Genomic DNA, 25,512 nt, shown 5'->3' with positions numbered 1-25,512 from the left:
AGTGTCAACATAATCCTGACTAAACTTATAGGGATTGTAAACCAAAGATCACCGTGAATGAGGAAGGGGTTAGAGACATGAAGAGATGGTTAAGTGCAGCGGCTGTACTGGTGTTAGCGGGGGCGCTGGCAGGATGTGGAGCGGGAGCGTCCGGCGGGACGGAAGGGAAGGATACGGCGGCAAGCGCAGCCTCAGGGTCGGGGGAAGTCAAGAAAATCATTGTCGGGACGGGCACGGGATTCCCGAAAGTATGCTTTATCGACGAGAACGGGAAATTAACCGGATTTGACGTTGAACTGGTCCGTGAGATCGATCGGCGTCTGGCGGAATATGAGTTCGAGTTCCAGACCCAGGAATTTTCCAACCTGCTGCTGAGCTTGGAGACGAAGAAGATCGATTTTGTTGCTCATGAGATGGAGAAGAACCCGGAGCGGGCTGAGAAATACCTGTTTAACAAAGAGCCCTACGCGCACTGGAGAAATAAGATCATCGTCGCGAAGGACAATCATACGATTCATTCCTTGGACGATTTGAAGGGGAAGAAGGTACTAACCTCGCCAACCAGTGCAGAGGCGCAAATTTTGGAGAACTACAACAAGGAAAATAACAATGCGATCGAGATCGTCTACCAAAGTGGTGCAGCCAACGATACGGTCAGCCAAATCATTTCCGGCCGCGTCGAGGCCACACTGGGAGCAGACTTCTCGCTGTCGCTGATCGACCCTCAGGGGAAGCTGAAAACGACCGGTGAGGATCTGTCTGAAGCGGATATCTTATTCGTTTTCCGCAAAGACGATCCGGAGGGACAGAAGCTGGCAGATGCGATCGACGAAGTAATCAAGGAATTGAAGGCGGATGGAACCTTGAGCAAGCTGAGCAAGGAATGGCTCGGAGAAGACTTCACTTCGGATAACTAATCCATAAGGCGGGAAAGGAGGGGGATGTTCGTGGGAGCACCGTTTGATTTTTCTTTCGTGATCAGCGCTTTTTCGAAGCTGTGGTCGACGCTGGGCATCACCTTGCTGATCGTGGGCGGCTCGCTGTTGACGGGGATCCTCATCGGATTTCTGATCGCGTTCCCCCGGCTGTATCGGATTCCGGTGTTGGAGCAGTTTTCGAAGGTGTATGTTTCGTTTTTCAGAGGGACGCCAATCTTGATTCAATTGTTCCTGTTTTATTATGGCTTGCCGGAGCTGTTGAAGCTGGTTAACCTGGATATCTCCCGAGCGCCTGTATTGTTCTTCGTCATCTTGACTTACGGCCTGCATACCGGAGCCTTTATGTCGGAGATGATCCGTGCTTCGGTGACGGCTGTGGATCGGGGACAGGTCGAAGCAGCTTATGCCATCGGCATGAAGGGGCATCAAGCATTCACCCGTATCGTAATGCCGCAGGCACTGGCGGTTGCGGTTCCGGTTTTTTCAAATATGGTGATTGCCTTGCTGAAGGATACTTCGCTGGCATTTACCCTCGGCGTCATGGAACTCACCGGCAAAGCCCAGACGCTTGGTGCACTCACGCAGCATTTTATCGAAGCGTATTTGGCTCTGGCGTTCATTTATTTGGTCGTGAGCTTCACGTTAGAGAAACTGCTGCGTGCCGCCGAACGGCGTTTACTGAAGCATGAACAATCGGATGGGGCGGAGAGAAGGAAGTTCCGGATCGAGCGTAAGCCATCGCTTCGGGCCATGTTTGCCGGAATCGGCGCGGAGAAGGGAGGCGCAAAACTATGAAAATCGATCCTTCATTTATCTGGACGGCCTTCGTTCAACTGTTGTCTGCGATTCCCACCACCTTAATGATCACCGCTGTGTCTGTCTCGGTTGGCTTTGTGATTGGCGTGATCACCGCGTTGTTCCGACTGTATCGAATTCCTGTGCTGGGACAAATCTCCACCGCTTATGTCACCTTTATCCGCGGAACGCCGATGTTGACGCACTTATTGCTGATTTACTTCGGGTTGCCGGTCATTATTGACGGCTTATCGGGTTGGTTTGGCTGGGGCTTTAAGTCCGCTTCCATCCCGATGATCGCTTTTGCCTATATTTCCTTCTCTATCACCGCTGGAGCTTATATGTCTGAGGTCGTCCGCTCGGGGCTGCTGGCAGTGAACCGCGGGCAGCTCGAAGCGGCTTATTCCATCGGGATGACGACGTTTCAGGCGCTGCGACGAATCGTGTTCCCCCAAGCGCTGGCGTTCAGTCTGCCGAATCTCTCCAACTCAGCGATCGGCATGCTGCACGGGTCGACGCTGGCTTTTACCGTATCCGTCGTGGACATTAACGCGAAAGCACAAATCGTTGCCTCGACCAACTGGAAGTTTTTTGAGGCCTATGTGGCGGCGGCGGTGATTTTCTGGGGGCTGACCGTCCTGATCGAACGGCTTACGGCGCGGCTCGAGAAACGAATCCAACTTTACAATCGGGGGGGAGTGGCATGATTCAGCTTCGTCAATTATCCAAGTCCTTTGGACGCCAGCAGGTCTTAAAATCGATTGATTTGACGGTGAATCAAGGGGATGTTGTCGTCATTCTGGGACCCAGCGGCTCCGGCAAAACAACGCTGCTGCGATGCATCAACTATCTGGAGAAGCCCAGCGGCGGCGAGATTGCCATCGGGGATTACCGCGTGAACTGCAGCCGGGCGTCCAAGAAAGACATTCATACCCTCCGTCAGAAGACGGCGATGGTGTTTCAGCAATATAACTTATTTCGGCACAAGACGGCGCTGGAGAACGTGATGGAAGGCTTAGTGATCGTCAAAAAAATACCCAAGGAAGAAGCCAAAGCCCGCAGTATCGCTTTGCTGGAGAAGGTGGGTCTGGCCGGTAAACTGGACGCTTATCCGAGCCAGTTGTCTGGAGGTCAGCAGCAGCGAGTGGGCATTGCCCGAGCGCTGGCTCTCGAGCCAGAGGTGATTTTGTTCGACGAACCTACATCTGCGCTGGACCCCGAGTTGGTGGGCGAAGTGCTGGAGGTCATTCGCAAGATTGCCAAGGAAGGGATTACGATGATCGTCGTGACCCATGAGATGGGGTTTGCCCGGGACGTGGCGAACCACGCCGTATTTATGGACGGCGGTGTCATTGTGGAAGAAGGGAGCCCGGCGGAGCTGCTGTACCATCCGCGCGAAGAACGGACGAAGCAGTTTTTGAAGCGGATTACCCCTGAGCCGAGCTATAGCATTTAGCATTTTTACGATTAAGGAGGCGAACGAGAGATGGGACTCACGATTAGCGTGTTGGACCAAAGCCCAATTTACCCGGGGGAAACCGCGGAGCAGGCGTTCAAGCACACCGTAGCGCTAGCCCGCAAATCTGAGGAGCTGGGGTTCCGGCGGTTTTGGGTATCTGAGCATCATGATTCGGAGCAAGTGGCCGGTTCCTCACCAGAGGTGTTGATTTCTTACCTTCTGGCTCAAACGAACACGATCCGAATTGGATCCGGCGGCGTGATGTTGCAGCATTACAGCCCGTATAAAGTAGCGGAAAACTTCAACGTGCTGGCTTCTCTGGCGCCGGGAAGGGTCGACCTTGGCGTTGGCCGGGCTCCGGGAGGTTTGCCAAAGAGCACGCAGGCTTTGCAGCAGGGGGTAAGGGAAGCAGCGACCTTGACGGACAAAATCGTCGAGCTGCGCAAATACGTGCAAAACCGCCTGGAGGCAGACCATCCGCTGGCTGGATTGCGCGCAGCCCCGATTCCTGCGCAGGCACCGGAGCTCTATGTGCTTGGCGCGAGCGTGGATAGTGCGCAAATCGCTGCAGGATTAGGTTTGCCATATGTGTTCTCCCTGTTTATTAACGGAGACCCATCGGTAGCACTTAAGGCGATCCAAGCCTACCGGGAGCGATTTGATGCATCCCATGGTACCGAGCCTCAAGTGATCCTGGCGGTGTCCGTCATCGTCGCCGAATCGGAATCGGAAGCTGCCGAGCTTGCCGGGCATCAGAAGGTGGTGAAGGTGCGGCTCGCCAGCGGTAAATTGGTGACGCTTGGCACACGGGAGCAAGCGGAAGAGTTCGGCCGTCAGGCCGGAGAGCCTTATACGATCGAAGAGCAGGAGCCTTGGATTGTCAAAGGGAGCAAGGAAACGGTCCGGGAACAGCTGCTTGCGCTGCAGAAGGATACCGGTATCGACGAAGTGATTGTCACGAGCAATATCACGCCTTTTGAGAAGCGACTTCGCTCCTATGAACTGCTTCACGAAGCTTTGGTTGAAGCGACGGTGGAGGCGTAATATGTCCAACGATACTTATACGAGACAAGCGATAGCGTTGAACAGTGCAGCGTCAGAGCGGTTCGTAGCGATTCGCCGGGAGCTGCACCGGTACCCGGAGCTGTCGAATGAAGAGTTCGAGACGACCCGTCGAATTCGCGGCTGGCTGGAGGAAGCGGGCATCCGGATCCTGGATATCCCGCTGACAACGGGGTTGATTGCCGAGGTGGGCGGTCTCCAGGGCGGGCCGGTCATCGCGGTTCGAGCGGATATCGATGCGCTGCCGATTCAGGAGGAGACCGGTCTCCCGTTTGCTTCGGCGCATCCCGGCAAAATGCACGCCTGCGGGCATGATTTCCATACCGCCGCCCTAATTGGCACGGCGTATGCGTTGAAAGCCCGGGAGGCGGAGCTGAAGGGCACGGTCCGGCTGATCTTCCAGCCGGCCGAAGAGAAGGCCAAAGGCGCGCGGCAAGTCATCGCCAGCGGGGCGCTCGACGGGGTGCAGGCGATCTTTGGCATGCACAATAAGCCCGATCTTCCCGTCGGGACGATCGGGATCAAGAGCGGCGCGCTGATGGCCGCTGCCGACGGCTTTGTCGTTGAGGTCGCGGGACGGGGGACCCACGCGGCGGTGCCGGAAGCCGGCAATGACCCGATTGTGACCGCCGCGCATCTCGTGACGGCGCTGCAATCAATCATCAGCCGGAACGTCGGCTCCCTGGAGAGTGCCGTGATCAGCGTCACGAAGCTCCACAGCGGCACCGCCTGGAACGTCGTCCCTGAGACAGCGCTGCTGGAGGGCACGATCCGCACCTTTGATGAAGCGGTGCGGCGGCGGGTGCTGCAGCGCTTCGAAGAGGTGGTTCAAGGCGTGGCGGCTACGTTTGATACAACGGCTTCCGTTCGTTGGATTGAAGGTCCCCCGCCCGTGCTGAACGATGCCAAGCTGGCGGAGCTTGGAGTGGCCGCGGCGGAGGCGGCGGGATACCAGGCGGTGTCGCCGGTTCCGTCGCCGGCGGGAGAGGATTTTTCCTGGTATCAGCGGGAAGTTCCGGGGCTCTTCGTCTTTATGGGGACGGATGGACCTAAGGAATGGCATCATCCGGCCTTTGACCTTGATGAGCGGGCGATTCCGGTAAGCATCGGCTTCTTCACGAAGCTGGCGGAGCTGGCGTTGGAGGAGCTGGCACGGGATCCCCGCCTCCGCAAGGAAGGAGCGTCCCCATGAGCGCGTCCATTGCTTATGACGTCATCGTTGTTGGCGCAGGCTCCATGGGGATGAGCGCCGGATATTATTTGGCCCGCAAGGGACTGCGCACGCTGCTGATCGATGCCTTTGATCCGCCGCACCGGGAAGGCAGCCATCATGGCGAACCTCGGCTCATCCGGCATGCTTACAGCGGAGATCCCGTGTATACGGAACTTGCGGTTCGCGCCCACCGCTTGTGGAATGAAGTGGAGGAGCTGACCGGAACCCAGTTGCTGGTGTCATCGGGCGTTTTGAATCTCGCGGATCGCGGCGTCTATTCCTTTAAGGAGCGAATGGCACAATCGGCGGCGCTGGGCGTCCACACAGAATGGCTGGATGCGGCAGAGATCCGCGCCCGCTGGCCGGAGCTGACGATTCCGGATTCATTTGAAGCGATGTATGAGCCGCACGCCGGGTACTTGTACAGCGAGCGATGTGTGGAAGCGTATCGCCAGTTGGCTTTGGCGCAAGGCGCGAAGCTGCTGACGTACGCCATAGTCAGGGATGTGAAGGTACACCAAGGAGAAGGCGGAGTAACGGTGTATACGGCGGACGACAGGTTTCATGCCGGGGCCGTCCTGTTGACCGCCGGAGCGTGGTTCAGCACGCTGTCTCCTTTCGTCAACCTTCCTATCCGCGCCGTGCGCAAGGTGGTCGGGTGGTTTGAAACCAGCGGGCCTGGCTTCGACGCGGGACGATTCCCCGGTTTCACGTTGGGAACGCCGGAGGGCGGGTTTTACGGGTTCCCGAATATCGGCGGAGCCGGACTGAAGATCGGTCGTCATGACGGCGGGGTCCCTTGGACACCGGGGGAGACGTTGGCGCCTTTCGGAAGCCGGCCCGAGGATGAAGCAGATCTGCGCCGTGTGCTGTCGGCCTATATGCCGAAGGCAGCCGGCCGCTTAAAGCAAGGCGCGGTCTGCAAATACGAGATGTCGCCGGATGAGGACTTCATCATCGACCGACATCCCGAGCACCCGCAGGTGTGGGTGGCGGGTGGCTTTTCCGGACATGGCTTCAAATTTGCCAGCGCGATTGGGGCACGGCTTGCAGACTTAATTGCAGAAGGGAAGAGAGATGACTCGCTGCGGCCGTTTGCGCTGGATCGTTTTGGCCAGTTGGCGAAATAGCACGATGCGTGCTGGCCCGGATCGGGCTGCTCGCGAAGCAAGGAGTTTGATAAGGGAAGAAGCTTAATTTTGAATCGGAGGCGATGGCATGACGAAAGTCAATTTTGAAGCTTTTTTAAATACACATGGGCAGCTTCTTACGGCGATTGACGGCCTCAGCGAGGAGCAGACCACTTGGAAGCCCAAGCCGGAGAGTTGGAGTGTCCTGGAGGTGTTGACCCACTTGGTGGATCACAGCATCGTTATCTCTTTCCGGATTCGGGATATTCTGGCAGGGACGGAGGCACGGCTGCCGGCCTTTAACCAAGACGCTTGGGTCAGCGGGCAATATGCCAACGCGGGGAAAGTCTCCGATGTACTGCAGGCCTTCCATGCGTTGCTGCTATACAACAGCCTGCTGCTAAACCGCCTAGATACGGCCGACCTGGAGAAGACCGGCGTGAACGCCAAGGGAGAAACGGTCTCCATCAAGCAGATTGTCGAGGGCTTCACCAACCACGTTCAACGTCATTTAGGGCAAATCGATCGCATCAAACAAGCCGCCGGGCTAGCGATCAGCAAGAGTTAAGAGACCGGAACGATTACCGAAACGATAAGGAGGAACGAGATCATGGCGAAACCAAGACAACTCAAATTAGGTGCATTGTTGCACGGGGTAGGCGGGGGAACCTCCCTGTGGCGTCATCCGGACGCGCAGGCGGATGCCAGCGTCAATATCGACGTTTATAAACGTTGGGTGCAGAAGGCGGAGGCCGGCAAATTTGACCTGGTGTTTATTGCCGACGGCTTATATATTACGGAAAAGTCGATCCCCCATTTTCTGAACCGGTTCGAGCCGTTAACACTCCTCAGCGCCTTGGCGGCGGTCAGCAAGCATGTAGGGCTGGTCGGAACGTTGTCCACTTCATACAGCGAACCGTTTACCGTCGCCCGGCAGTTCGCTTCCTTGGACATGATCAGCGGAGGGCGCGCAGGCTGGAACGTCGTCACTTCCCCATTGGAAGGCTCGGCGCTGAACTACGGGAAGAAGGAGCATCCGGACCATGCCAAGCGTTACCGGATTGCCACCGAGTTCCTGGAGGTGGTCCGCGGGCTGTGGGATTCGTGGGAGGATGACGCCTTTGTGCGGGATAAGGAGACGGGGGTATTTTTTGATCCGGAAAAAATGCACACCCTGAACCACGTCGGAGAATTCTTCTCGGTGAAAGGGCCGCTGAATATCGCCCGTTCCAAGCAAGGGCAACCCGTGATCTTCCAGGCGGGCTCCTCTGAGGTTGGCAAAAATTACGCCGCTAAGCACGCGGACTCCGTATTCACCGGGCATGAAACGATCGAGGATGCGCGAATCTTCTACCAAGACGTGAAGTCCCGCGCCGCCTCGTTTGGTCGGAATCCGAACGAAGTCCTGATCTTCCCGGGAATCGCTCCGATTCTTGGCCGTACGCCAGAGGAAGCGGAACGCAAATATCAAGAGGTCGCCAGCCTGGTGACGATCGAGAATGCGCTGGACTATTTGGGCCGCTTCTTTGAGCATCACGACTTCTCCCAATATCCGCTGGATGAGCCGTTCCCGGATCTCGGAGATTTGGGCAAAAACAGCTTCCAAAGCAGCACGGATAAAATCAAACAAGACGCCAAGGAAAAAGGGCTGACGTTAAGACAAGTGGCGCTTCAAGTCGCAACGCCGCGCGGCGGATTTATCGGGACACCGGAGCAAGTCGCAGATCGGATTCAAGCCTGGTTCGAGGGAGGCGCTGCCGACGGGTTTATGATCACGGCTGCCGTTCCAAACGGCCTGGAGGATTTCGTGGACTTGGTCGTACCGATCCTGCAGGAGCGCGGTCTGTTCCGGACCGAGTACGAAAGCGATACGCTGCGCGGCAACTTAGGGCTGCCGATTCCGGAGAACCGGTATACGCTGGAGCGGAAAGCGGTAGCGGCTAAGTCTTGAGGTGGGTTCATACATGCTGAGCCGTGAGTTAAAGCAGACGGTGGGGGGAGACCCCCTGCAATATGCAGCCGGATTGCGAAGCGAGCTCATTCGCATCCGCCGGGACTTGCACCGCCACCCCGAGCTGTTGTACGAAGTCTCGCGTACGGCGGAATTGGTAGGGAATCTGCTGGAATCTTGGGGACTGGAAGTCAAACGGCAAGTCGGCCGGCATTTCGGGATGGGCGTGGTGGGTACGCTGCACGGCAAGGCCGGCCGCGGTCGGACGTTGCTGCTAAGAGCCGACATGGATGCGCTGCCGATCCAGGAAGAGAACGAGGTGCCCTACCGTTCATTGCGCGATGGAGTGATGCACGCCTGCGGCCATGACGCGCATACCGCGATGCTGCTTGGAGCAGCCCGCACGCTGGCCGAATATCGGCATCTCGTTAGAGGGACCATCCGCTTCGTCTTTCAACCTGCCGAAGAGGGGGCGCTGCCAAGTCCGCTGGACGGCAGGCTCCTGTCGGGCGGACGCGATTTGATTGAAGATGGCATTCTGGACGGGGTGGACGAATGTTATGCACTCCATGTCCATCCGGAATTGCCCGTCGGAACGCTGGGGATCCATACTAAGTATGCGATGGCGGCTTCCAGTCACTTTAAGGTAAAGTTCCATGGCGTATCAGGTCATCACAGCGAGCCTCACCGAGCGGCGGATGCGATTCAGATGGCCGCACGTTTCGTCACCGAGGTTAACGGTTTGATGGCGAACCGGGTGAACCCGGCGGAGCCGGCTGTGCTCGCCTTTGGTACTCTGCATGCCGGTCGCGCGGTCAACGTCATCGCGGATTACAGCGAGTTGACGGGGACTTTTCGAGCATTTCGCAAGGAGACCGTGGCTACGATCCGAGACGGGTTAATCCGCCAAGCCGCATCGATTTCGGGAGATGCGGGAGGCGGTTATGAGATGGAGCTGCGCGACGGCATTGCTGTTGTCAACGATGAAGGTGCGGTACAGCGTATCATATCTGCCGCCTCTGAGGTTCTGGGAACGGAGCAAGTCAGCTTGCTTCCGGAGCCCAGCCTTGCTGGGGAGGATTTTGGCTGGTATCTGGATCAGGTGCCGGGGGCGTTTGCCTTCATCGGCTGCGGCAATGACGCTCGGGGAATCACCCATGCGCTGCATCGCCCTCGATTCGATGTGGATGAGGAGGTTCTGGTTCACGGGACACAGATCTGGGTGCAGTTGGCTTTGCAAAATCAAAAGGTAGAACACGAATAGGAGGAGATTCGATTATGAGCAATATCGTTATTCTCGCAGGGAGTCCTACACTAGGTTCACGGTTATTCGGATTAACGGATTATGTACAGGAGAAGTTGACTGATGCGGGGCATTCCATCGATTGGTTCTCGGCGGCGGAACTGCCGGCGGAGGATTTGCTTCGGGCGAACTTCAACAGCGAGGTTGTGAAGGATCTGAACGCCTCGGTTGAAGCGGCCGATGCTGTCATCATCGCCAGCCCGGTCTATAAAGCGTCTTATTCAGGTGCGCTGAAGACGATCCTGGATCTGATCCCGCAAAAAGGGCTGCAAGGCAAATTGGTGCTGCCGCTGTTCATCGGCGGGACGATCGCCCATTTGCTGGCGGTGGATTACGCGCTGAAGCCGGTGGTTGCGGCGCTGGGCGGAACTCACATTCTCGGCGGCGTATTCGCCGTGGATCAATGGGTCAGCCGGTTGGAGAACGGCGGGTTTGCGTTGGAGGAGCAGCTCCGGGAGCGGCTGGATGAGGCGGTAACGCAGCTGAACCTGGAACTGGCCCGCTATCGGCTGGTGACAGAGGAGCAGAAGCAAGGCCAGGTTGTGTAAATTCAGACAGACGGCAATGCAATTGCAGGTGACGAGAGCCTCCGGGCTTCTTTGTTGCACTAATGCCGACTAAACACATGGGTTAATAATTAATTAGAGTTCATAAATTCCATGATTTCCAATTCAAAAACAAAGGTGGAGTGAACAATGGGGACCCATTCCAATAGACAGCTCCGGTTCGGAGCCGCGATTCATGGCGTAGGGAGCAGCCATACGGCGTGGAGACATCCGCAGATTCCCTCGGATGCCAGTGTAAGCCTGGCCTTCTATACCCAACAAGCGCAAATCGCCGAGAACGGAAAATTCGATTTTGTATTCATTGCGGATGGTCTCTACATCAATGAAAAATCGATCCCGCATTTTCTGAACCGGTTCGAACCGATTACAATTTTGTCCGCGCTGGGCGCTGTGACTTCACGGATCGGCCTGGTCGGAACGCTGTCGACCTCGTACAGCGAACCGTTTACGGTCGCGCGGCAGTTCGCCTCGATCGACCATATTAGCAAAGGGCGGGCCGGTTGGAACGTGGTGACTTCACCTTTGGAAGGAACCGCCCTCAATTTTGGTGGCAAACCGCACCCCTCGCATTCGGAGCGATATCGAATCGCCGAGGAATATTTGGAGGTCATTAAAGGTCTGTGGGACTCCTGGGAGGATGACGCCTTTGTTCGCGACAAGGAGAGCGGTGTATTCTTTGATCCGTCCAAAATGCATCGGTTAAATCACAAGGGCGAGTATTTCTCCGTACAGGGCCCGTTAAACATCGCGCGTTCCAAACAGGGCCAACCGGTTGTGTTCCAAGCCGGCTCCTCCGACAGCGGCCGCAAACTTGCGGCCAAGACGGCAGACGCAGTGTTCACCGGGCCCGAGACGCTCGAGGAAGCCAAGGCGTTCTACCAAGATGTGAAGCGGCGCGCCGTTGAACTTGGGCGTTCTCCTGATGAGATTCTGATCTTCCCGGGAATCGGTCCCATCATTGGCCGGACTGAGGAAGAGGCGGAGCGAAAATACCGTGAAATCGCTGAATTGGTGACGCCGGATAAAGCGCTGGAGTACCTTGGACGGTACTTCGAGCACCATGATTTCTCCCAATATCCGCTGGATGAACCGTTCCCGGACTTGGGCGATTTCGGTTCGAACAGCTTCCGCAGTACAACGGAGCGGATTAAGAAACGGGCGAAAGAGCAGAACCTGACGCTGCGGGAAGTAGCGCTGCAGGAGGCGACGCCAAGAACGGTGTTCTTTGGTACGCCGGAGAAGGTGGCGGATATTGTACAGCAATGGTTCGAGGAACCGGCGGCGGACGGTTTTATTGTCGGGGAAAGCGTACCGGGCGGGCTGAGAGATTTCGTGGAATGGGTCGTGCCGATTCTGCAGGAACGCGGATTGTTCCGCACTGATTATGAGGCGGATACGCTGCGCGGCAACCTGGGGCTGCCTGTGCCGGTGAACCGTTACACGGCGCAGCGAGCGCAGCAACAGGCCGGCAGCGTTCGGTAAGTCTATGAAATGAAAGTTGAAGCAGAGGGAGGGCGTTGATGCCATGAGATTCATGAAAACCAAACGCAGTAAAGCCATCTTCGCAGCGGCAATGATGATGGTTGTGCTGCTATCGGCCTGCGGGAGCCAACCAACGGCACAAGAAAGCCCAAAGGCTGAGGCATCCGCCTCGGATGCCGAACAAACAGCTGCCGCCCAAGGCGGGGAACTCACTTATGCACTGGCGACCTCACCCGATACGCTGGACCCGCATCGCAGCGGGCTTGCCGTAGCGGTCCGAGTCCTTCGCACGATCTATGACAGCCTGGTTGTCCAGCTGCCGGACAATACCATCAAGCCGTGGCTGGCGAAGGAATGGACAGTCTCGGAGGATGGGCTCAGCTACACCTTCAAGCTCCGGGAGGATGTCAAATTCCATGACGGAACCCCGTTTAATGCCGAAGCGGTTAAATTCAACTTCGACCGCATTCTCGATCCGGCAACGAAAGCGGCGAATGCGGCTGCCTTGCTTCAGCCGTATAAGTCCTCCGAGGTGATAGACGAGTACACCGTGAAGCTTAATCTTTCGACGCCGTCCAGAGCGTTCCTCGGCAATCTAAGCCAGGCGCTGCTTGGCATCGTCTCACCGACAGCAGCCAAGCAGTACGGCGACCAGCTGGGACAGCATCCGGTGGGAACCGGACCGTACAAATTTGTGAAATGGGAGGAAAACGCTGGCATTCAAGTCGAGCGCAACCCCGATTATCAATGGGCGCCTGAATTGGTCGATAACCCGGGAGCGCCTTATCTAGACGGCGTGAACTTCCGCATTATTCCGGAGGAAGCGACCCGGATCGGAAGCGTGCAGAGCAAGCAAGTGCTCGCTGCCGAAACCGTGCCGCCTCAGAACGCAATCGCTTTGAAGAACGATGCCGAGCTGCAGCTGCTTCAGGCCAATACGGTGGGCCTGCCATATACGTTATTTTTTAACCTGGATCATACCCCTTGGAATGAACTGAAGGCCCGGCAAGCCGTGCAGCTGGCGGTGGATGTGGATGCGATCGTTAAGACCTTGTACTTAGGCACTTACGAGCGAGCTTGGTCCCCATTGTCACCTGGAATATTTGGCTATGATCCATCGCTGGAAAATTTGATTAAGCCCGATCTGACGAAGTCCAACCAGCTTCTGGATGAGTTGGGTTGGGTGAAGGGAGCAGATGGCATCCGCGAAAAAGACGGCAAGAAGCTCACCCTGCATTACGTCGATGGAACCCCGAACCGGGAAAAACGCAACGACATCGCGGTGATCATTCAGCAGCAGCTGAAGCAAATCGGCATCGCTGTAGAAGTGGAGATTACGAAGGATGTCCGAACCGTGGTATTTACCAACGGCGATTATGATTTATACGGCAACAGCCAAGTCAACTCTGACCCGAACGCGCTTTATTCGTTCTACCATTCTTATGATCCGGACGGACAACCCACCTTGTCGCGGCTGAACAGTCCGGAGGTGGATGAGTGGCTGGAGCAAGGCAGAGTGGAGCCGGATGACGCCAAACGGGCGGAGCTGTATCAGAAGGTTCAGCATTACATTATCGACAATGCCATCATTCTTCCGATCTACGTGTACCCTTATACGGTTGCCGCATCCCAATCGGTGCAAGGAATCAAATTCGATTCCCTCGGCTATCCGCTGTTTAACGATGTTTCATTAAAGAAGTAACGCGAAGGGAGTTGTATTAGGAAAATGGTTTGGACGATTTTCCAGCGGCTGATCGCCTCGTTGCTGGTTATTTTCGGATCGCTGGTGCTGGTCTTCACCATTTTGTACATCCTGCCCGGTGATCCGACGGACGTGATGATTGACCCTTCGCTGGCCACGCCGGAGGCAATTGCGGCTTTACGACACCAACTTGGCGTTGATCAGCCGTTCCATGTTCAGCTCCTGCGGTATTTCGGCGGTATTGTCCGAGGGGACTTCGGCAACTCGCTGCTGAATTCGGACCCCGTGCTGCCTAAGATCGTGGAGAGCTTGCCTGCTACGCTCGCCCTAACGGCTGCCAGCGCCTTCGTGTCCGTCGTTGTCGGGATTCTGCTGGGCGTTCTATCGGCGATCCATCGCAACCGGGCGATTGACATCATTGCCCGGATCGTCGGATTATTTGGCATCTCCATGCCGACGTTCTGGTCAGGCATTCTCCTGATCCTCATCTTCTCGATTACGCTGGGGTGGTTCCCGGCAATGGGGTCGGACGGTTGGAGAACTTTGGTCTTACCGGCCCTTGCGCTGGGCACCGTCGGGGCGGGATTTATCCTCCGGATGGTTCGAAGCAGCATGCTCGACGTCATTGGGGAACAATTTATCGTCACTTTGCGCTCTAAAGGACTCACCGAGCGAGCGGTGATGTACCGGCATGCGCTCAGGAATGCCTTAATCCCGGCTGTGACGATGATCGGCATGCTGATCGGTGAGATGCTGGCCGGCACCGTCGTCATCGAGACCGTATTTTCCCGGCAGGGCATCGGCAGGGTGATTTCAGATGCCATCCTGGCCAAGGACTTGCCGGTGGTTCAAGGCGTCATCCTGTTTTCTGCCGCTATTTATGTCCTCGTTAATCTGCTCGTGGACATTTCTTATGCGATGATCGATCCACGAGTTCGACGATCCACTTCATGAGGCTCACGTACTCTATAAACGGGAGGGATATCGAGTGAGAGAAGCGATTTTCTCCAAAACAGTCTGGCGTGAACGTAAGGCCGGAGCTTCGGCTGCACCGCGAAAAGGTCGATTTTCGGTGAATGACCTGCTTCTGGTGTTGGCCGGATTATTCATCTTGTTTATCGTCGCATGCGCGATCGTCCCTTCCTGGATCGCTCCTTACGCTCCGACGGAAATGCTGACGGACCGCATCCTGCAGGCGCCGGGCCGAGCGCATCTGTTTGGTACGGATTATTTCGGCAGGGATGTCTTCAGCGTGATCGTGCATGGAAGCCGCGATTCTCTTTTTATCGGGCTCGCTTCCGTGCTGACCGGCGGGTTAGTCGGCGGGGCTTTTGGCGCCGTCGCCGGGTATGCGGGCGGCTGGGTCGATACAGTCATGATGCGAATCAACGATATTTTGATGACGATTCCGGGGATTCTGCTTGCGCTTGCCATCGCAGCAGCCCTTGGCCCCAGCCTGTTTAACATTGTGCTGGCTGTTGCCGTCTCCTCCGTACCGGGGTATGCCCGCGTGATGCGAGCTCAAATCATGAGCATCAAAAACCGCACGTTCGTGAAAGCTTCCGCCTCCATCGGCGCCTCGCCTTGGTCAATCTTCTGGAAGCATGTGTTGCCGAATTCCCTTTCTCCGCTGCTGGTTATGGCGGCTGTGGGGATCGGAACGTCAATTCTTACGGGATCGGGGCTGAGCTTCCTCGGTCTGGGCGTGCTTCGCGAAATCCCGGACTGGGGGACGCTGCTGTCCCAGGGCAGAGGTTATCTGACCGTAGCTTGGTGGATCTGTACCTTCCCCGGTTTGGCGATCACTCTGTTTGTCCTGGCGGTGAATATGCTGGGGGACCGTCTGAGAGATCATCTGGATCCGAAAAAACTTACGCAGCGATAGGAGGAGGCCATGAGGAGCGCATTGTTGGATATTCAGCAGCTATCCGTTGATTTCAGCACCCGGAACGGACTGATCCAGGCGATTCGGGATGTCACCTTAACGATTGGAGAAGGGGAAACCGTCTGTCTTGTCGGCGAGTCTGGAAGCGGCAAGACGGTCACCTCGAAAGCTATTATGCGCTTGATCGATCATGAGAACGGCAGAATCACAGGCGGCAGCCTCCGCTTAGGGGAAACCGAACTGACAGGACTGTCTGAGGCAGAGCTTCGCCGGGTTCGTGGAAAGAAGATGGCGATGGTATTCCAAGAGCCGATGGCCGCCTTTGACCCGGTCTTTACGATCGGCAGGCAAATTCGGGAAACGATTCTGCAGCATGAGCGGATTTCCAAACGGGAGGCCGATGAGCGTGCGGTTCGCCTGCTTGAACGCGTGGGCATTCCGGAACCGAGGCTGCGGCTGAAGCAATACCCAGGCGAGCTGTCGGGCGGAATGCTTCAACGGGCGATGATCGCGATGGCGCTGTCCTGCGGCCCGGATCTGCTGATTGCAGATGAGCCGACAACTGCCCTGGATGTGACGATCCAAGTGCAAATTCTTAGCTTGCTGAAGGACCTGCAGCAAGAGTTCGGAATGTCGATTCTGCTCATCACGCATGATTTGGGGATTGCTGCAGATATCGCTGATCGTATTGTCGTGATGTATGCCGGAGAAATTGTGGAGGAGGCGCCGGCAGAGCAATTGTTCCGACTCCCACACCATCCGTATACCCGTGGGCTGCTTCGCTCCATCGCCACACTGGATACCGTCCGCGGGACCCGGCTGCATTCCATCGAAGGCTCAATTCCCAGCCTGGCTGAGCCGCCCAGCGGGTGCCGGTTTCATCCCCGTTGCGCTTACGCCACAGAAAGCTGCATGAGGGAAGCGCCGCCTCTAGTGACAGATGCAAAAGGCCGGCGAACCGCCTGCTGGCACTCCGAAGAGCTGGTTCGGCAGGACAGCTGGCTTGCGCCGCCGCAGGAACCGGAAATCGAAGCTGCCCAGATCCACGCAGGCCGTTCTTCCTCGGTGGGCGAGGGAGCCATCTCAACGACCGAACCGATGGATGGAAACGAAGGTGAGGTGCTGTTTGCCGCTGAGCATTTGCGCAAGTATTACCGCGTTCACGGCGGAGGCTTAGGGAGGCGGGCCCGGCTGATCCGTGCCGTAGACGATGTCTCGTTTACGATTAAGAAAGGGGAAACCTTTGGCCTGGTTGGTGAATCTGGCAGCGGGAAGTCGACGCTGGGGAGGGTGCTGTTGCAGATGGAGAGAGCGACTGCGGGCAAAGTATTGTTCGCCGGCGAGGATCTTACCCAATTAAGCGGAGCTGCCTTGCGTTCAGCCCGTCGGCATATGCAGACGATTTTTCAAGATCCTTACGGCTCGTTTGATCCAAGGTGGAAAATTGGAGACAGCATCGCCGAACCGCTTAAGGTTCACGGAGAATTGCCTCCGGGGAAAATCAAGGAGCGCGTTCGCGAACTGTTGGAGCTCGTTGGTCTGGATCCGTCCTGGGACGAACGATATCCGCACGAGTTCTCCGGCGGGCAGCGGCAACGTATTGGCATCGCTCGGGCTATTGCCTTGAACCCGCAGTTCATCCTGGCGGATGAAGCGGTCTCGGCTCTGGACGTATCCGTCCAAGCCCAGATTATCAACCTGCTGCAGGACCTGCAGCAGAGGCTGGGGCTGACCTATCTGTTTATCGCTCACGGACTGCAGGTCGTACGTCATATTTCCGACCGAATCGGCGTGATGTATCTCGGGAAACTGGTGGAAATTGCCCCAAGCGAATCGCTGTTCCTTCGACCGGCCCATCCGTATACCCGGGCGTTAATCGACTCCATTCCCCGCAGCCGCCCAGGCGAGGGGCAAAGGCAGCTCCCCCGCGGCATCGCTGGTGAAATCCCGTCTCCGGCTAATCCCCCGGCGGGCTGCCGGTTTCACACGCGCTGCCCGTTTGCCGTCCCGCGCTGCCGGGAGGAGGAGCCGCAGCTCAGGCCGCTCGAAGGCGGCCATTATGCGGCCTGTCATTTTCCGTTATGAACACCCTAACGGAACGCCGGTTTTGGTCGATTCTCCTGACGTTGTTTTTAGGCTCTTTTGCCGGGGTCTATCACGTCGTGTCGCTAAACGTCTCGCTTCCTGGCTTCATCGACATCTTTCATGCCGAGTTGAATACCGTGCAATGGGTGATTACCGGATTTTCGTTGGCTTGCGGCATGATCGCACCGATCAGCGGATATGTCTGCCTTCGATTTGGGAGTAAACGGGTGTTTCTGTGGTCGCTGGCAGGAATCACCGCGACCTCGCTGTTGTGCGCCATCTCTTGGAACGTTCAGGCGCTGATCGGATTTCGTATCCTGCAGGGAGTGTTCTGCGGCCTGATCCAACCGGTCTCCCTGATGATGATTTATCAGACGCTGCCACGCGAACGCCAACCGGTTGCCGTGAGCGTCTGGTCGTTCTCCACCGTACTGGCCACAGCGATAGGTCCTTCGTTAAGCGGTTGGTTTCAACAGGTAGATTGGCATTTGATTTTTCTCGTAACTGTGCCGCTGGGCATCGGAGCTTGGATCGCTGCGAAGGTAATGCTGCCGGCCGCAGGAGGCGCTGACGCTTCAAGAAAATTAGATATCGCCGGGCTGCTTCTTGCCACCGGAGGAAGCCTGGCCATGCTGCTGCTGTTCGGCAATTTGCATCAATGGGGGCTTGCTTCACCCTTGACCTGGGCGTGCTTGATCGCCGGCGGTGCAGCCTTTGTAATGTTTGTACGTGTGGAGTTGCGCACCCCAGAGCCGCTGTTGAATCTGCGCTTGTTTCGTAATTTACCCTTTACAGCCAGCTTAAGTCTAACCCTGATTCTTACGGTAGCCCTGTACTCCGGGGTGTATTTCATCCCGCTGTTCCTCGAGGAAATCCGCGGAATGACCGCCTTCCATATCGGGCTGCTGTTCCTTCCGGCCGCGGCGTGCTTGACCTTGGCGACCTTCCTCTCAGGGAAAATGTACGCTTCCCGCGGTCCTGCGCTCTTGATTGGTGCAGGCTGCTTGCTGCTGCTGGCGGCCAACCTGCATTTCAGCCGCCTGCATCCGGAGATGACACTGATTTCAGTGATCGTCTGGTTATGCATTCGTAATGCCGGTACGGGGCTTGCCCTCACTCCAGCCACCGGCAGTGCGATGGGGGCAGTATCCGAGCAAGAATCGGGAGATGCTTCGGCATTGCTCAGCTGGCTTAGGCAAATTGTCAGTTCCATCTCATTGGGAATGTTCACGTCCGTCTTTTACGTTCGTTTGGGCATCCATGAAGCTCGCCTCAATATCGGTCCTGAGGAGAGATTGAGTCGAGAGTTATACAGGGAGGCGTATACGCAGAGCATTGGCGATGCCTTTTGGCTGGCGAGCGGGTTGATTGCTGCGTCGATCCCGCTGGTTTGGCTGATCCGCAGAACAAGACAGCCACAAGATGCCGGTGCTCCTGCCTTCAAACGTTCTCTATGAGGAAAAATAAGGAAACACAGCTTATTAACCGGCAGGAGGCAAGAGCCTGATGAAAGTTGCTTTGTTCAGCTTGATGATGAATGTTCCTAATGCGGTAACCGGAGAATCGTGGACGGCACAGCAAAAATTTCAAAATGTGATCGACCAGGCCATCCTCGCCGAAGAGCTGGGGTTCGATGCTTATGGGATCGGAGAGAGACACGGGGAACCCTTTCTCTCTTCTTCCCCTCCGTTGTGCTGACCGCGATTGCTGCACAGACCAACCGCATTCGCCTTCTCACCACCGTTACGGTGTTAAGCGTGCTTGACCCGGTTCGGGTCGCTGAGGATTATGCTACCTTGGACCATTTGTCCGGAGGAAGGCTGACGATGATCATCGGCAAAGGTAACGATCCTCGGCATTACCCGCTATTTGGCATCACAGAAGAAGAGCAGTGGGAGTCGCTTGCCGAACGATACGGTTTGTTGAAGCGGCTCTGGACAGAGGAGAAGGTAACCTGGTCGGGCCGTTACCGACCGCCGCTACAAGAGGTGACGACCTTTCCGCGACCTTTCCAGCCGGAAATCCCCATATGGCATGGCAGCGCGTCCAGCACGTTGTCTACCGAGCTCGCCGCCCGGTATGGGGAGCCGATTTTTTCTTCGAACTCTTTTCACCAAATGGATAAATATAAAGCCTTAATCGATCATTATCGTGAACGATTGGTTTATTACGGCCACGATCCCGATCAAGCGGTGGTGGGGGCGGGTTCGGGCAGTTTGTATCTTGCGGATACGTATGAGGAGGCCTTGCGGCGGTTTCGGCCTTATTATGAAGTGTTCAGCGGAACGGAAGCTGCCAAGCACAATCAGTCGCCGTTCACTTCACTGGAGGATGTGGTGGAACGGGGGCCGGCCTTGATCGGCAACGCGGAACAGGTCATCGCCAAAATCCTGAAATATCACAAAGCATTCGGCCATACCGTGCTGGGAATCAGTGTGGATGGATTAAGCGAGGCTGAGCAACGCGAACAGCTTCACCGGTTTGCCGAAGAGGTGCTGCCTGTATTGAAACGGGAGATTCCCAGCCCTGTGTTCCGCGGAATTTAATAAAAAGAGCTTCTTTACACCCATAAGGGGGAAGAGAAGCTCTTTTTTGCTGTGCGCTCAACCGCCCAGCTGCGATTTCACTTGCTGCACTTCCTGATGGTCCGCTATCATCGCCGGTTGGTAGAATCCCTTCGACTGAGCCAGCTGGAACAGCTCGTATTGCGATTTCTCGCAATTGTCCCGAATTTGCTGAATCGTTGATCTCAGCTGGGGATTCGCGCATTCAGAAATGACGCTGGAGTAGGTGGTCAGGCTGCTTTTGACCATAGACAACGCGTCGTTCACCATATCTTTATCCTGCATCATCGTGTCAAGCTCCTCCTAATTTAGAAATGACATCAGCTGCTGCTTCGTATTTAGTGCGTCTTGGGCTGATTTTTGGAAATAGGCTTTGACCTGCGGATCAACGGCTTGCTGGGCGTAGGCAAGCATTTTTTGATGGGCCGTTTCATGAGCGCCGATCAGATGCCGCAGGCTTTGCAGCTCTTGTTGATTGATATGGGACATGCCATCTGCTCCTTTCACTTGGTATTCGCCGGTTATTGTTTGCATAACTGGAGCAAATATGCGGAGGAGGCGTTTTTTCTTGGAAAAAAGCAGCGGATCTATGAAGAGCATTACAATTCTCATCCCATGTGAACTATTAAAATAGTCACTGTAATTTTGCGGAAAATAGTTAAAAATAAAGATGAAACGTTATCTAGACTCATTCCAATGAGGCAGTTCAAGCAGCAGGGTATCAATCTATGAAAATTTAATACAAAGGTGGAATCATCATGTCCAGGCGAGGCAATCCTTTCCAATTGTTGAAGAGATTCAGGTTTCATTCGCTAACTGGCAAAATGCTGGGAATGATCGTGCTGCTTATGACGATATGCGCCGTTTCTTTCACGTTGGTGGCCTATTATGAGGTTCAACGATCCATGACCAGTCAGATGAAGAGTGACGGGACGACTCTGGTGACCAATATTAAACGCGAAATCATCAGCAATAAGTTGTTGGATAAGAAAGAACTGCAGAAGGTATTTCAAACCATCATGGAGGAAGGCGACGGCAATCTTATTTATGTCTCGCTCTACGATGCCCAGGGGAATCTGATCGTATCGGATAACAGTCAGATTGCTGGAGGCTCCGCAGGAGAAAATGACGCCGTTGCTTCTGCATCGCTCACGAAGTCGAGCATGGATTTAACCACCGTGGTGGCCAAACAAGAGACCACAGGCCAAATACTAAAAACGCCAAGCGGTGAGAAGGTTTATAATATTTCAACGGATTTTACATATAACCAGGAGCTCTCCGGTGCATTAAATTTGGGGATCTCGCTGAAAAGCATGAATGAGCAAATTCGTGATGCCCTGATTGAGACGATCGGGATGTCGCTGATCATATTGCTGCTAGCAGTTGGCTTGGGCATTTGGATGGGGCGCCGGATGATCCGTCCGATCCAGAAGATGTCTGAATGCATCAAGCGGTATGCTGCAGGGGATTTTACAGAAGAATTTCACCATCACAGCCAGGATGAAATCGGCAAAATGGCTCAGGATCTGGCCCATATGCGCAGCAAGCTGGGCGGAATGATGGAGAACATCCAGCAACGTGCCAGCCAAGTCACCTTCGGTTCGCAGCAGCTCTCGGTAATGATCGGAGAGAGCTCGCAAGCGGCGAAGGAAATCTCAACCGCGACCGAAGCGCTGGCGACCGGTTCCAGCGATTTGGCGGTGCATGCGCAGGAGGGGTTTGAGCGGCTGAATAGCTTAGCCGAAGAGATTGTTGCCCTGACCGCGCGGGCAGACCAGATGAAGGCAAGAATTGAAGAGACGCAGGAAGCGAACCAAACGACGATGAACAGCATGAAGCAACTGCAGAAGGCGATCCGGGATAACGCGGAAGTTACCGTCAACATCGAGGAGCAGGTGAACGACCTCAGCGACAAATCGCAGTCAATCACCCAGGTGACGACCGTGATTAAGGCGGTTGCCGAGCAAACACACTTATTGGCGCTGAACGCTATGATCGAAAGTGCAAGGGCTGGCGAACAAGGTCGGGGCTTTGCGGTAGTGGCGGAGCAAATTCGCAAGCTGGCGGAACAAACGACAGGTTCGGTGCAGGGGATCGAGGAGATGGTGCGAGAAGTGGCTGCTGCGGTTGAGAAGACCCGGGAGTATATGCACCAGGGGACCGAAGTCATTACTCGGACGAGCGAGGTGTCGCGGGAGACGGGACAAGCGTTCCGGCAAATCGATCAGACGATCCATCAGATGATTGCAGGCATGCAAGAGCTGATCGAAGGCATCACGCAAGTAAACAGCGACAAAAACGAAGTGATCGGCACCATCGAAAACATCTCCTCCATCGCTCAGGAATCTACGGCATCGACTGAGGAAATCTCGGCTTCTACCGAACAGCAACTCGCCAGCATGGAGCAGGTGTCCGCTTCGGCCGTCGAGATGAAAGAGATCGCCGACGATTTGCATCGGATGGTGGGACAATTTAAGTTCTAAGTTGATAGCCACCAAGAACACCCCGTTTCTCTCAATTTTTTCGGAGGAACGGGGTGTATTTTCTTCCGCTTCAGATATTTTGCTTTATAATAGAACCCAGGCAATGGCTTGAACGATGACATGAGAGGTGGAGGGTGCATGAAGACGACAGAGCTGGCTGTTCCCCGATTAGGGGTGGGCGCGGTCATTCGGAATGATCGGGGAGAGATTCTAATGGTGCTGCGTAATCGGGAGCCGGAAAAGGACACTTGGAGCATCCCCGGCGGCAAAATCGATATCTATGAGACGATGGAGCACGGCGTTGTGCGGGAAATCAAAGAAGAGGTGAACCTCGATATCGCAGTCATTGGGGTACTGTGTACGGCAGAGACGATCCAACCGGAAAAAGCAGAGCATTGGGTTTCGGTGATTTACGAAGCGGAGGTTGTTGGCGGCGAGCTGCGGAATATGGAGGAAGGGGGCGCGATCGGGGCGATCGACTGGTTCCCGCTCCATCGCTTGCCGGACAAGCTGGCGAGTTTCACGGCGGCGGCGGTTGAGGCGTTAAAGCAACGGAAGTAGGCGGGGGAAAAGTAAAAAAGAGGAGAGATCTCTATGCCATCAACGTGGAATCAGATCTCCCCTTCCGTTTGGTGCGCGTTGTTATCCTCGCTTCGCCAAGGACAGGCGAAGCTCGCGCCGCTGTCCGCGCACCTGTGCGTACACCGCAACGAGCTGGGTTAACAAGCCGGCGATGCACACGCCGGTCCAGCCGAAATGCGCATAGCTGAACGAGCCTATCCAAGAGCCCAGAGCTCCGCCGATGAAGTACGAGACCATATAGATCGTATTGATGCGGTTGCGGAACTCGTCGCTGATGGCGTGGATGCGGGCCTGGTTGGAGATCTGTGTCGACTGGACGCCAAGGTCGAGCAGAATGACGCCGACAACCAGGCCCGCCAAGGTGTAGCCGAAGCCGAGCATGCAGGCGTAGGCGAGGATCACCGCGCCCATGCCGATGGCGATGGTGAAGCGCGGGCTGCGCCGATCGGCCATCCGCCCGGCGACCGGCGCAGCCATGGCCCCGACGACGCCGATCAGGCCGAACAGACCGGCCGCGTCAGGTCCAAGACCGAAGCGCGGTTCGGCCAGCAGGAATGACAGCGTCGTCCAAAACACGCTGAAGGCGGCGAACATCATGCCGCCGTTCAGCGCCGCTTCGCGCAGCAGCGGCAGATCTTGAATCAGTGACGCCATCGAGCGGAACAAATCCCCATACCCAGCCTTGGTCGCGGACGGGGACTTGGGCAGGCGGAACGCTAAGAAGAAGGCCAGAAGGATCATGAGGCCGGAGGCGATGAAATAAACAGCCGGCCAGCCGAGATATTCGCCCACCAGCCCGCTGAACGTCCGGGAGACGAGAATCCCGATCAGCAGTCCGCTCATGACGGTGCCGATGATCCGGCCGCGTTCCTTCGGGTCGGCCAGCTGTGCGGCGAGCGGGACGATCAGCTGCGGGACGATGGAAGTGAAGCCCACAGCGAACGAGGCGATGCTCAGATTGATGCTGTTCCAGGCAAATGCCAGAAACAGCAGGGCGCCGGCGGAGCAGACGAGCATGAACAGGATCAGCTTTTTTTTCTCACGGATATCGGCCAGCGGCAGGATCATCAGCATCCCAAGGGCATAACCGACTTGCGTCAGGGTGGCCGCGTACCCGACCTGGGATTGCGTAACGCCAAACGAGGCGGCAATCTCCGCCAGCAGCGGTTGAATGTATTAGAGATTCGCCACCGCGATGCCGGCGGTGACCGCCATGATCAACACTAGAAACCGGCTCAGCCGGATCGGCGTGCTATCGGTAGACATCTTTTTTCGGCCCCTCCTTTCGAAAAATTGGGCAAAAAAACAACCTAAGTCCTGTGGAAACGGGGCTTAGGTTGTTTCGCTTCGGGACACTAGGTTTATGGCAAAATGTTCCCCGCCGCACGGTAAATTTCGTACCATTCCTCGCGGGTCAAGCGGACGTCGCTGGCTTTGATGCAGTCTTTCAAGCGGTCGATGTTCATCGTACCGATGACCGGTTGCATTTGGGCCGGATGACGCAGCAGCCACGCGATGGCAATTGTCGTATTGGTCACACCGTATTTCGCGGCGATTTCGTCAATTTTTTGGTTCAGCTCAGGGAACTTCTCGTTGCCGAGGAAGACGCCTTCAAAGAAACCGTATTGGAACGGCGACCACGGTTGAATCGTGATATCGTTCAAGCGGCAGAAGTCCAGTACGCTGCCGTCACGGTTAATCGCGGCTTCGTTTTCCATATTCACGTTAATGCCCGCCGAGATCATCGTGGTGTTCGTGATGCTCAGCTGCAGCTGATTGGCGACAATCGGTTGTTTCACGTATTTTTGCAGCAGTTGGATTTGCATAGGGTTCTGGTTGGATACGCCGAAATGACGTACTTTACCCGAGCTATGTAACTGGTCGAACGCCTCAGCAACCTCCTCAGGTTCTACCAAGGCATCCGGACGGTGCAACAGCAGAACGTCCAAATAATCGGTTTTCAGACGCTTCAGAATGCCGTCAACCGACGACAAAATATGCTCTTTCGAGAAGTCAAAGAACCCTTGGCGAATGCCGCACTTTGATTGCAGGATAATTTTCTCCCGAATCTCCGGGTTCATATGAATTGCATCGGCGAAGATCTCCTCACAGGAGCCGCCGCCGTAGATATCCGCGTGGTCAAAAAAGTTAGCGCCTTCTTCCAGCGCGGTTTGGACGAAACGTTCCGCTCCGGCTTTGTCCAGCGAGTTAATTCGCATGCAGCCGACAGCGATGACAGGGACCTCCAGTGTACTCGTACCAAGCTTGATCGTCTTCATGAATCGGATCCTCCTCTATGAATAGGAATAGAT

The 25,512-nt window shown here is 55.9% G+C and carries 23 protein-coding genes and 1 pseudogene; 20 read left to right on the top strand and 4 right to left on the bottom strand.

The window, feature by feature from the left end:
* Positions 1 to 77: 77 nt before the first annotated feature.
* The 18 genes and pseudogenes from C812_RS14245 to C812_RS14160 all read left to right on the top strand — a co-directional run bounded on the left by C812_RS14245 (position 78) and on the right by C812_RS14160 (position 20,117).
* Positions 78 to 917, top strand: a complete 840-nt coding sequence (locus tag C812_RS14245; protein WP_016313358.1) for a transporter substrate-binding domain-containing protein — start codon at positions 78 to 80, stop codon at positions 915 to 917.
* A 30-nt stretch (positions 918 to 947) separates the two neighbouring features.
* On the top strand, positions 948 to 1,733 hold the full coding sequence (locus C812_RS14240; RefSeq protein ID WP_016313357.1) for an amino acid ABC transporter permease: 786 nt from the start codon (positions 948 to 950) through the stop codon (positions 1,731 to 1,733).
* Positions 1,730 to 2,440, top strand: a complete 711-nt coding sequence (locus tag C812_RS14235) for an amino acid ABC transporter permease (protein ID WP_016313356.1) — start codon at positions 1,730 to 1,732, stop codon at positions 2,438 to 2,440. The genes C812_RS14240 and C812_RS14235 overlap by 4 nt, the downstream gene beginning before the upstream one ends.
* A complete protein-coding gene (locus tag C812_RS14230; protein ID WP_016313355.1) occupies positions 2,437 to 3,189 on the top strand; it encodes an amino acid ABC transporter ATP-binding protein in 753 nt (250 codons plus the stop codon). The genes C812_RS14235 and C812_RS14230 overlap by 4 nt, the downstream gene beginning before the upstream one ends.
* A 30-nt stretch (positions 3,190 to 3,219) precedes the next feature.
* Positions 3,220 to 4,236, top strand: coding sequence for an LLM class flavin-dependent oxidoreductase (locus C812_RS14225; protein WP_016313354.1), 1,017 nt, complete (start codon positions 3,220 to 3,222; stop codon positions 4,234 to 4,236).
* 1 nt (position 4,237) lies between these two features.
* Positions 4,238 to 5,446, top strand: a complete 1,209-nt coding sequence (locus C812_RS14220; RefSeq protein ID WP_016313353.1) for an amidohydrolase — start codon at positions 4,238 to 4,240, stop codon at positions 5,444 to 5,446.
* Positions 5,443 to 6,597, top strand: coding sequence for an N-methyl-L-tryptophan oxidase (gene solA, locus C812_RS14215; RefSeq protein ID WP_016313352.1), 1,155 nt, complete (start codon positions 5,443 to 5,445; stop codon positions 6,595 to 6,597). Before C812_RS14220 ends, solA begins: the two co-directional genes overlap by 4 nt.
* 88 nt (positions 6,598 to 6,685) lie before the next feature.
* Positions 6,686 to 7,165, top strand: a complete 480-nt coding sequence (locus tag C812_RS14210) for a DinB family protein (protein WP_016313351.1) — start codon at positions 6,686 to 6,688, stop codon at positions 7,163 to 7,165.
* 42 nt (positions 7,166 to 7,207) lie between these two features.
* On the top strand, positions 7,208 to 8,548 hold the full coding sequence (locus C812_RS14205; protein WP_016313350.1) for an LLM class flavin-dependent oxidoreductase: 1,341 nt from the start codon (positions 7,208 to 7,210) through the stop codon (positions 8,546 to 8,548).
* Between the two features lie 13 nt (positions 8,549 to 8,561).
* Positions 8,562 to 9,812 (top strand): M20 metallopeptidase family protein, encoded by a 1,251-nt coding sequence (locus tag C812_RS14200; RefSeq protein WP_016313349.1) that lies wholly within the window; start codon positions 8,562 to 8,564, stop codon positions 9,810 to 9,812.
* A gap of 14 nt (positions 9,813 to 9,826) precedes the next feature.
* Positions 9,827 to 10,399 carry an NADPH-dependent FMN reductase gene (ssuE, locus tag C812_RS14195; protein WP_016313348.1) on the top strand — a complete coding sequence of 191 codons (573 nt, stop codon included), beginning with the start codon at positions 9,827 to 9,829 and terminating at the stop codon, positions 10,397 to 10,399.
* A gap of 147 nt (positions 10,400 to 10,546) precedes the next feature.
* Complete coding sequence (locus C812_RS14190; protein WP_016313347.1) at positions 10,547 to 11,899, top strand: LLM class flavin-dependent oxidoreductase; 1,353 nt, start codon at positions 10,547 to 10,549, stop codon at positions 11,897 to 11,899.
* A gap of 43 nt (positions 11,900 to 11,942) precedes the next feature.
* Positions 11,943 to 13,601, top strand: a complete 1,659-nt coding sequence (locus C812_RS14185; protein ID WP_016313346.1) for an ABC transporter substrate-binding protein — start codon at positions 11,943 to 11,945, stop codon at positions 13,599 to 13,601.
* 24 nt (positions 13,602 to 13,625) lie between these two features.
* Positions 13,626 to 14,555: an ABC transporter permease gene (locus C812_RS14180; RefSeq protein ID WP_016313345.1), complete on the top strand. Its 930-nt coding sequence runs from the start codon at positions 13,626 to 13,628 to the stop codon at positions 14,553 to 14,555.
* Between the two features lie 34 nt (positions 14,556 to 14,589).
* Entirely contained in the window at positions 14,590 to 15,486 is an 897-nt protein-coding gene (locus tag C812_RS14175; protein WP_016313344.1) for an ABC transporter permease, read from the top strand.
* Positions 15,487 to 15,495: 9 nt separating this feature from the next.
* Positions 15,496 to 17,571, top strand: coding sequence for an ABC transporter ATP-binding protein (locus tag C812_RS14170; protein ID WP_016313343.1), 2,076 nt, complete (start codon positions 15,496 to 15,498; stop codon positions 17,569 to 17,571).
* Entirely contained in the window at positions 17,568 to 19,028 is a 1,461-nt protein-coding gene (locus tag C812_RS14165) for a DHA2 family efflux MFS transporter permease subunit (RefSeq protein WP_016313342.1), read from the top strand. The genes C812_RS14170 and C812_RS14165 overlap by 4 nt, the downstream gene beginning before the upstream one ends.
* A gap of 49 nt (positions 19,029 to 19,077) precedes the next feature.
* Positions 19,078 to 20,117: pseudogene (locus C812_RS14160) on the top strand (LLM class flavin-dependent oxidoreductase).
* 57 nt (positions 20,118 to 20,174) lie between these two features.
* Here C812_RS14160 and C812_RS14155 read toward each other — a convergent pair.
* Both C812_RS14155 and C812_RS14150 read right to left on the bottom strand, forming a co-directional pair.
* Entirely contained in the window at positions 20,175 to 20,423 is a 249-nt protein-coding gene (locus C812_RS14155; protein ID WP_016313339.1) for a spore coat protein, read from the bottom strand.
* 15 nt (positions 20,424 to 20,438) lie between these two features.
* Positions 20,439 to 20,624: a hypothetical protein gene (locus C812_RS14150; protein ID WP_016313338.1), complete on the bottom strand. Its 186-nt coding sequence runs from the start codon at positions 20,622 to 20,624 to the stop codon at positions 20,439 to 20,441.
* A gap of 344 nt (positions 20,625 to 20,968) precedes the next feature.
* Between C812_RS14150 and C812_RS14145 the strand changes: the two genes are divergently transcribed.
* Together C812_RS14145 and C812_RS14140 are read left to right on the top strand one after the other, a co-directional pair.
* A complete protein-coding gene (locus C812_RS14145; protein ID WP_244268322.1) occupies positions 20,969 to 22,618 on the top strand; it encodes a methyl-accepting chemotaxis protein in 1,650 nt (549 codons plus the stop codon).
* Positions 22,619 to 22,756: 138 nt separating this feature from the next.
* Entirely contained in the window at positions 22,757 to 23,179 is a 423-nt protein-coding gene (locus C812_RS14140; protein WP_016313336.1) for an NUDIX domain-containing protein, read from the top strand.
* An 81-nt stretch (positions 23,180 to 23,260) separates the two neighbouring features.
* Here the strand turns inward: C812_RS14140 and C812_RS14135 are convergent, their stop codons facing one another.
* Together C812_RS14135 and C812_RS14130 are read right to left on the bottom strand one after the other, a co-directional pair.
* A complete protein-coding gene (locus C812_RS14135) occupies positions 23,261 to 24,352 on the bottom strand; it encodes an MFS transporter (RefSeq protein ID WP_244268336.1) in 1,092 nt (363 codons plus the stop codon).
* Positions 24,353 to 24,561: 209 nt separating this feature from the next.
* On the bottom strand, positions 24,562 to 25,479 hold the full coding sequence (locus C812_RS14130; RefSeq protein WP_016313333.1) for an aldo/keto reductase: 918 nt from the start codon (positions 25,477 to 25,479) through the stop codon (positions 24,562 to 24,564).
* Between the last annotated feature and the right edge of the window lie 33 nt (positions 25,480 to 25,512).

Origin of the sequence: Paenibacillus barengoltzii G22 (genome assembly GCF_000403375.2) — a bacterium.
In the GTDB taxonomy this organism is placed as follows: Bacteria; Bacillota; Bacilli; order Paenibacillales; family Paenibacillaceae; genus Fontibacillus; species Fontibacillus barengoltzii.
The sequence above is the reverse complement of the archived record's forward strand: the minus strand, read 5'-3'. Positions and strand labels throughout refer to the sequence as shown.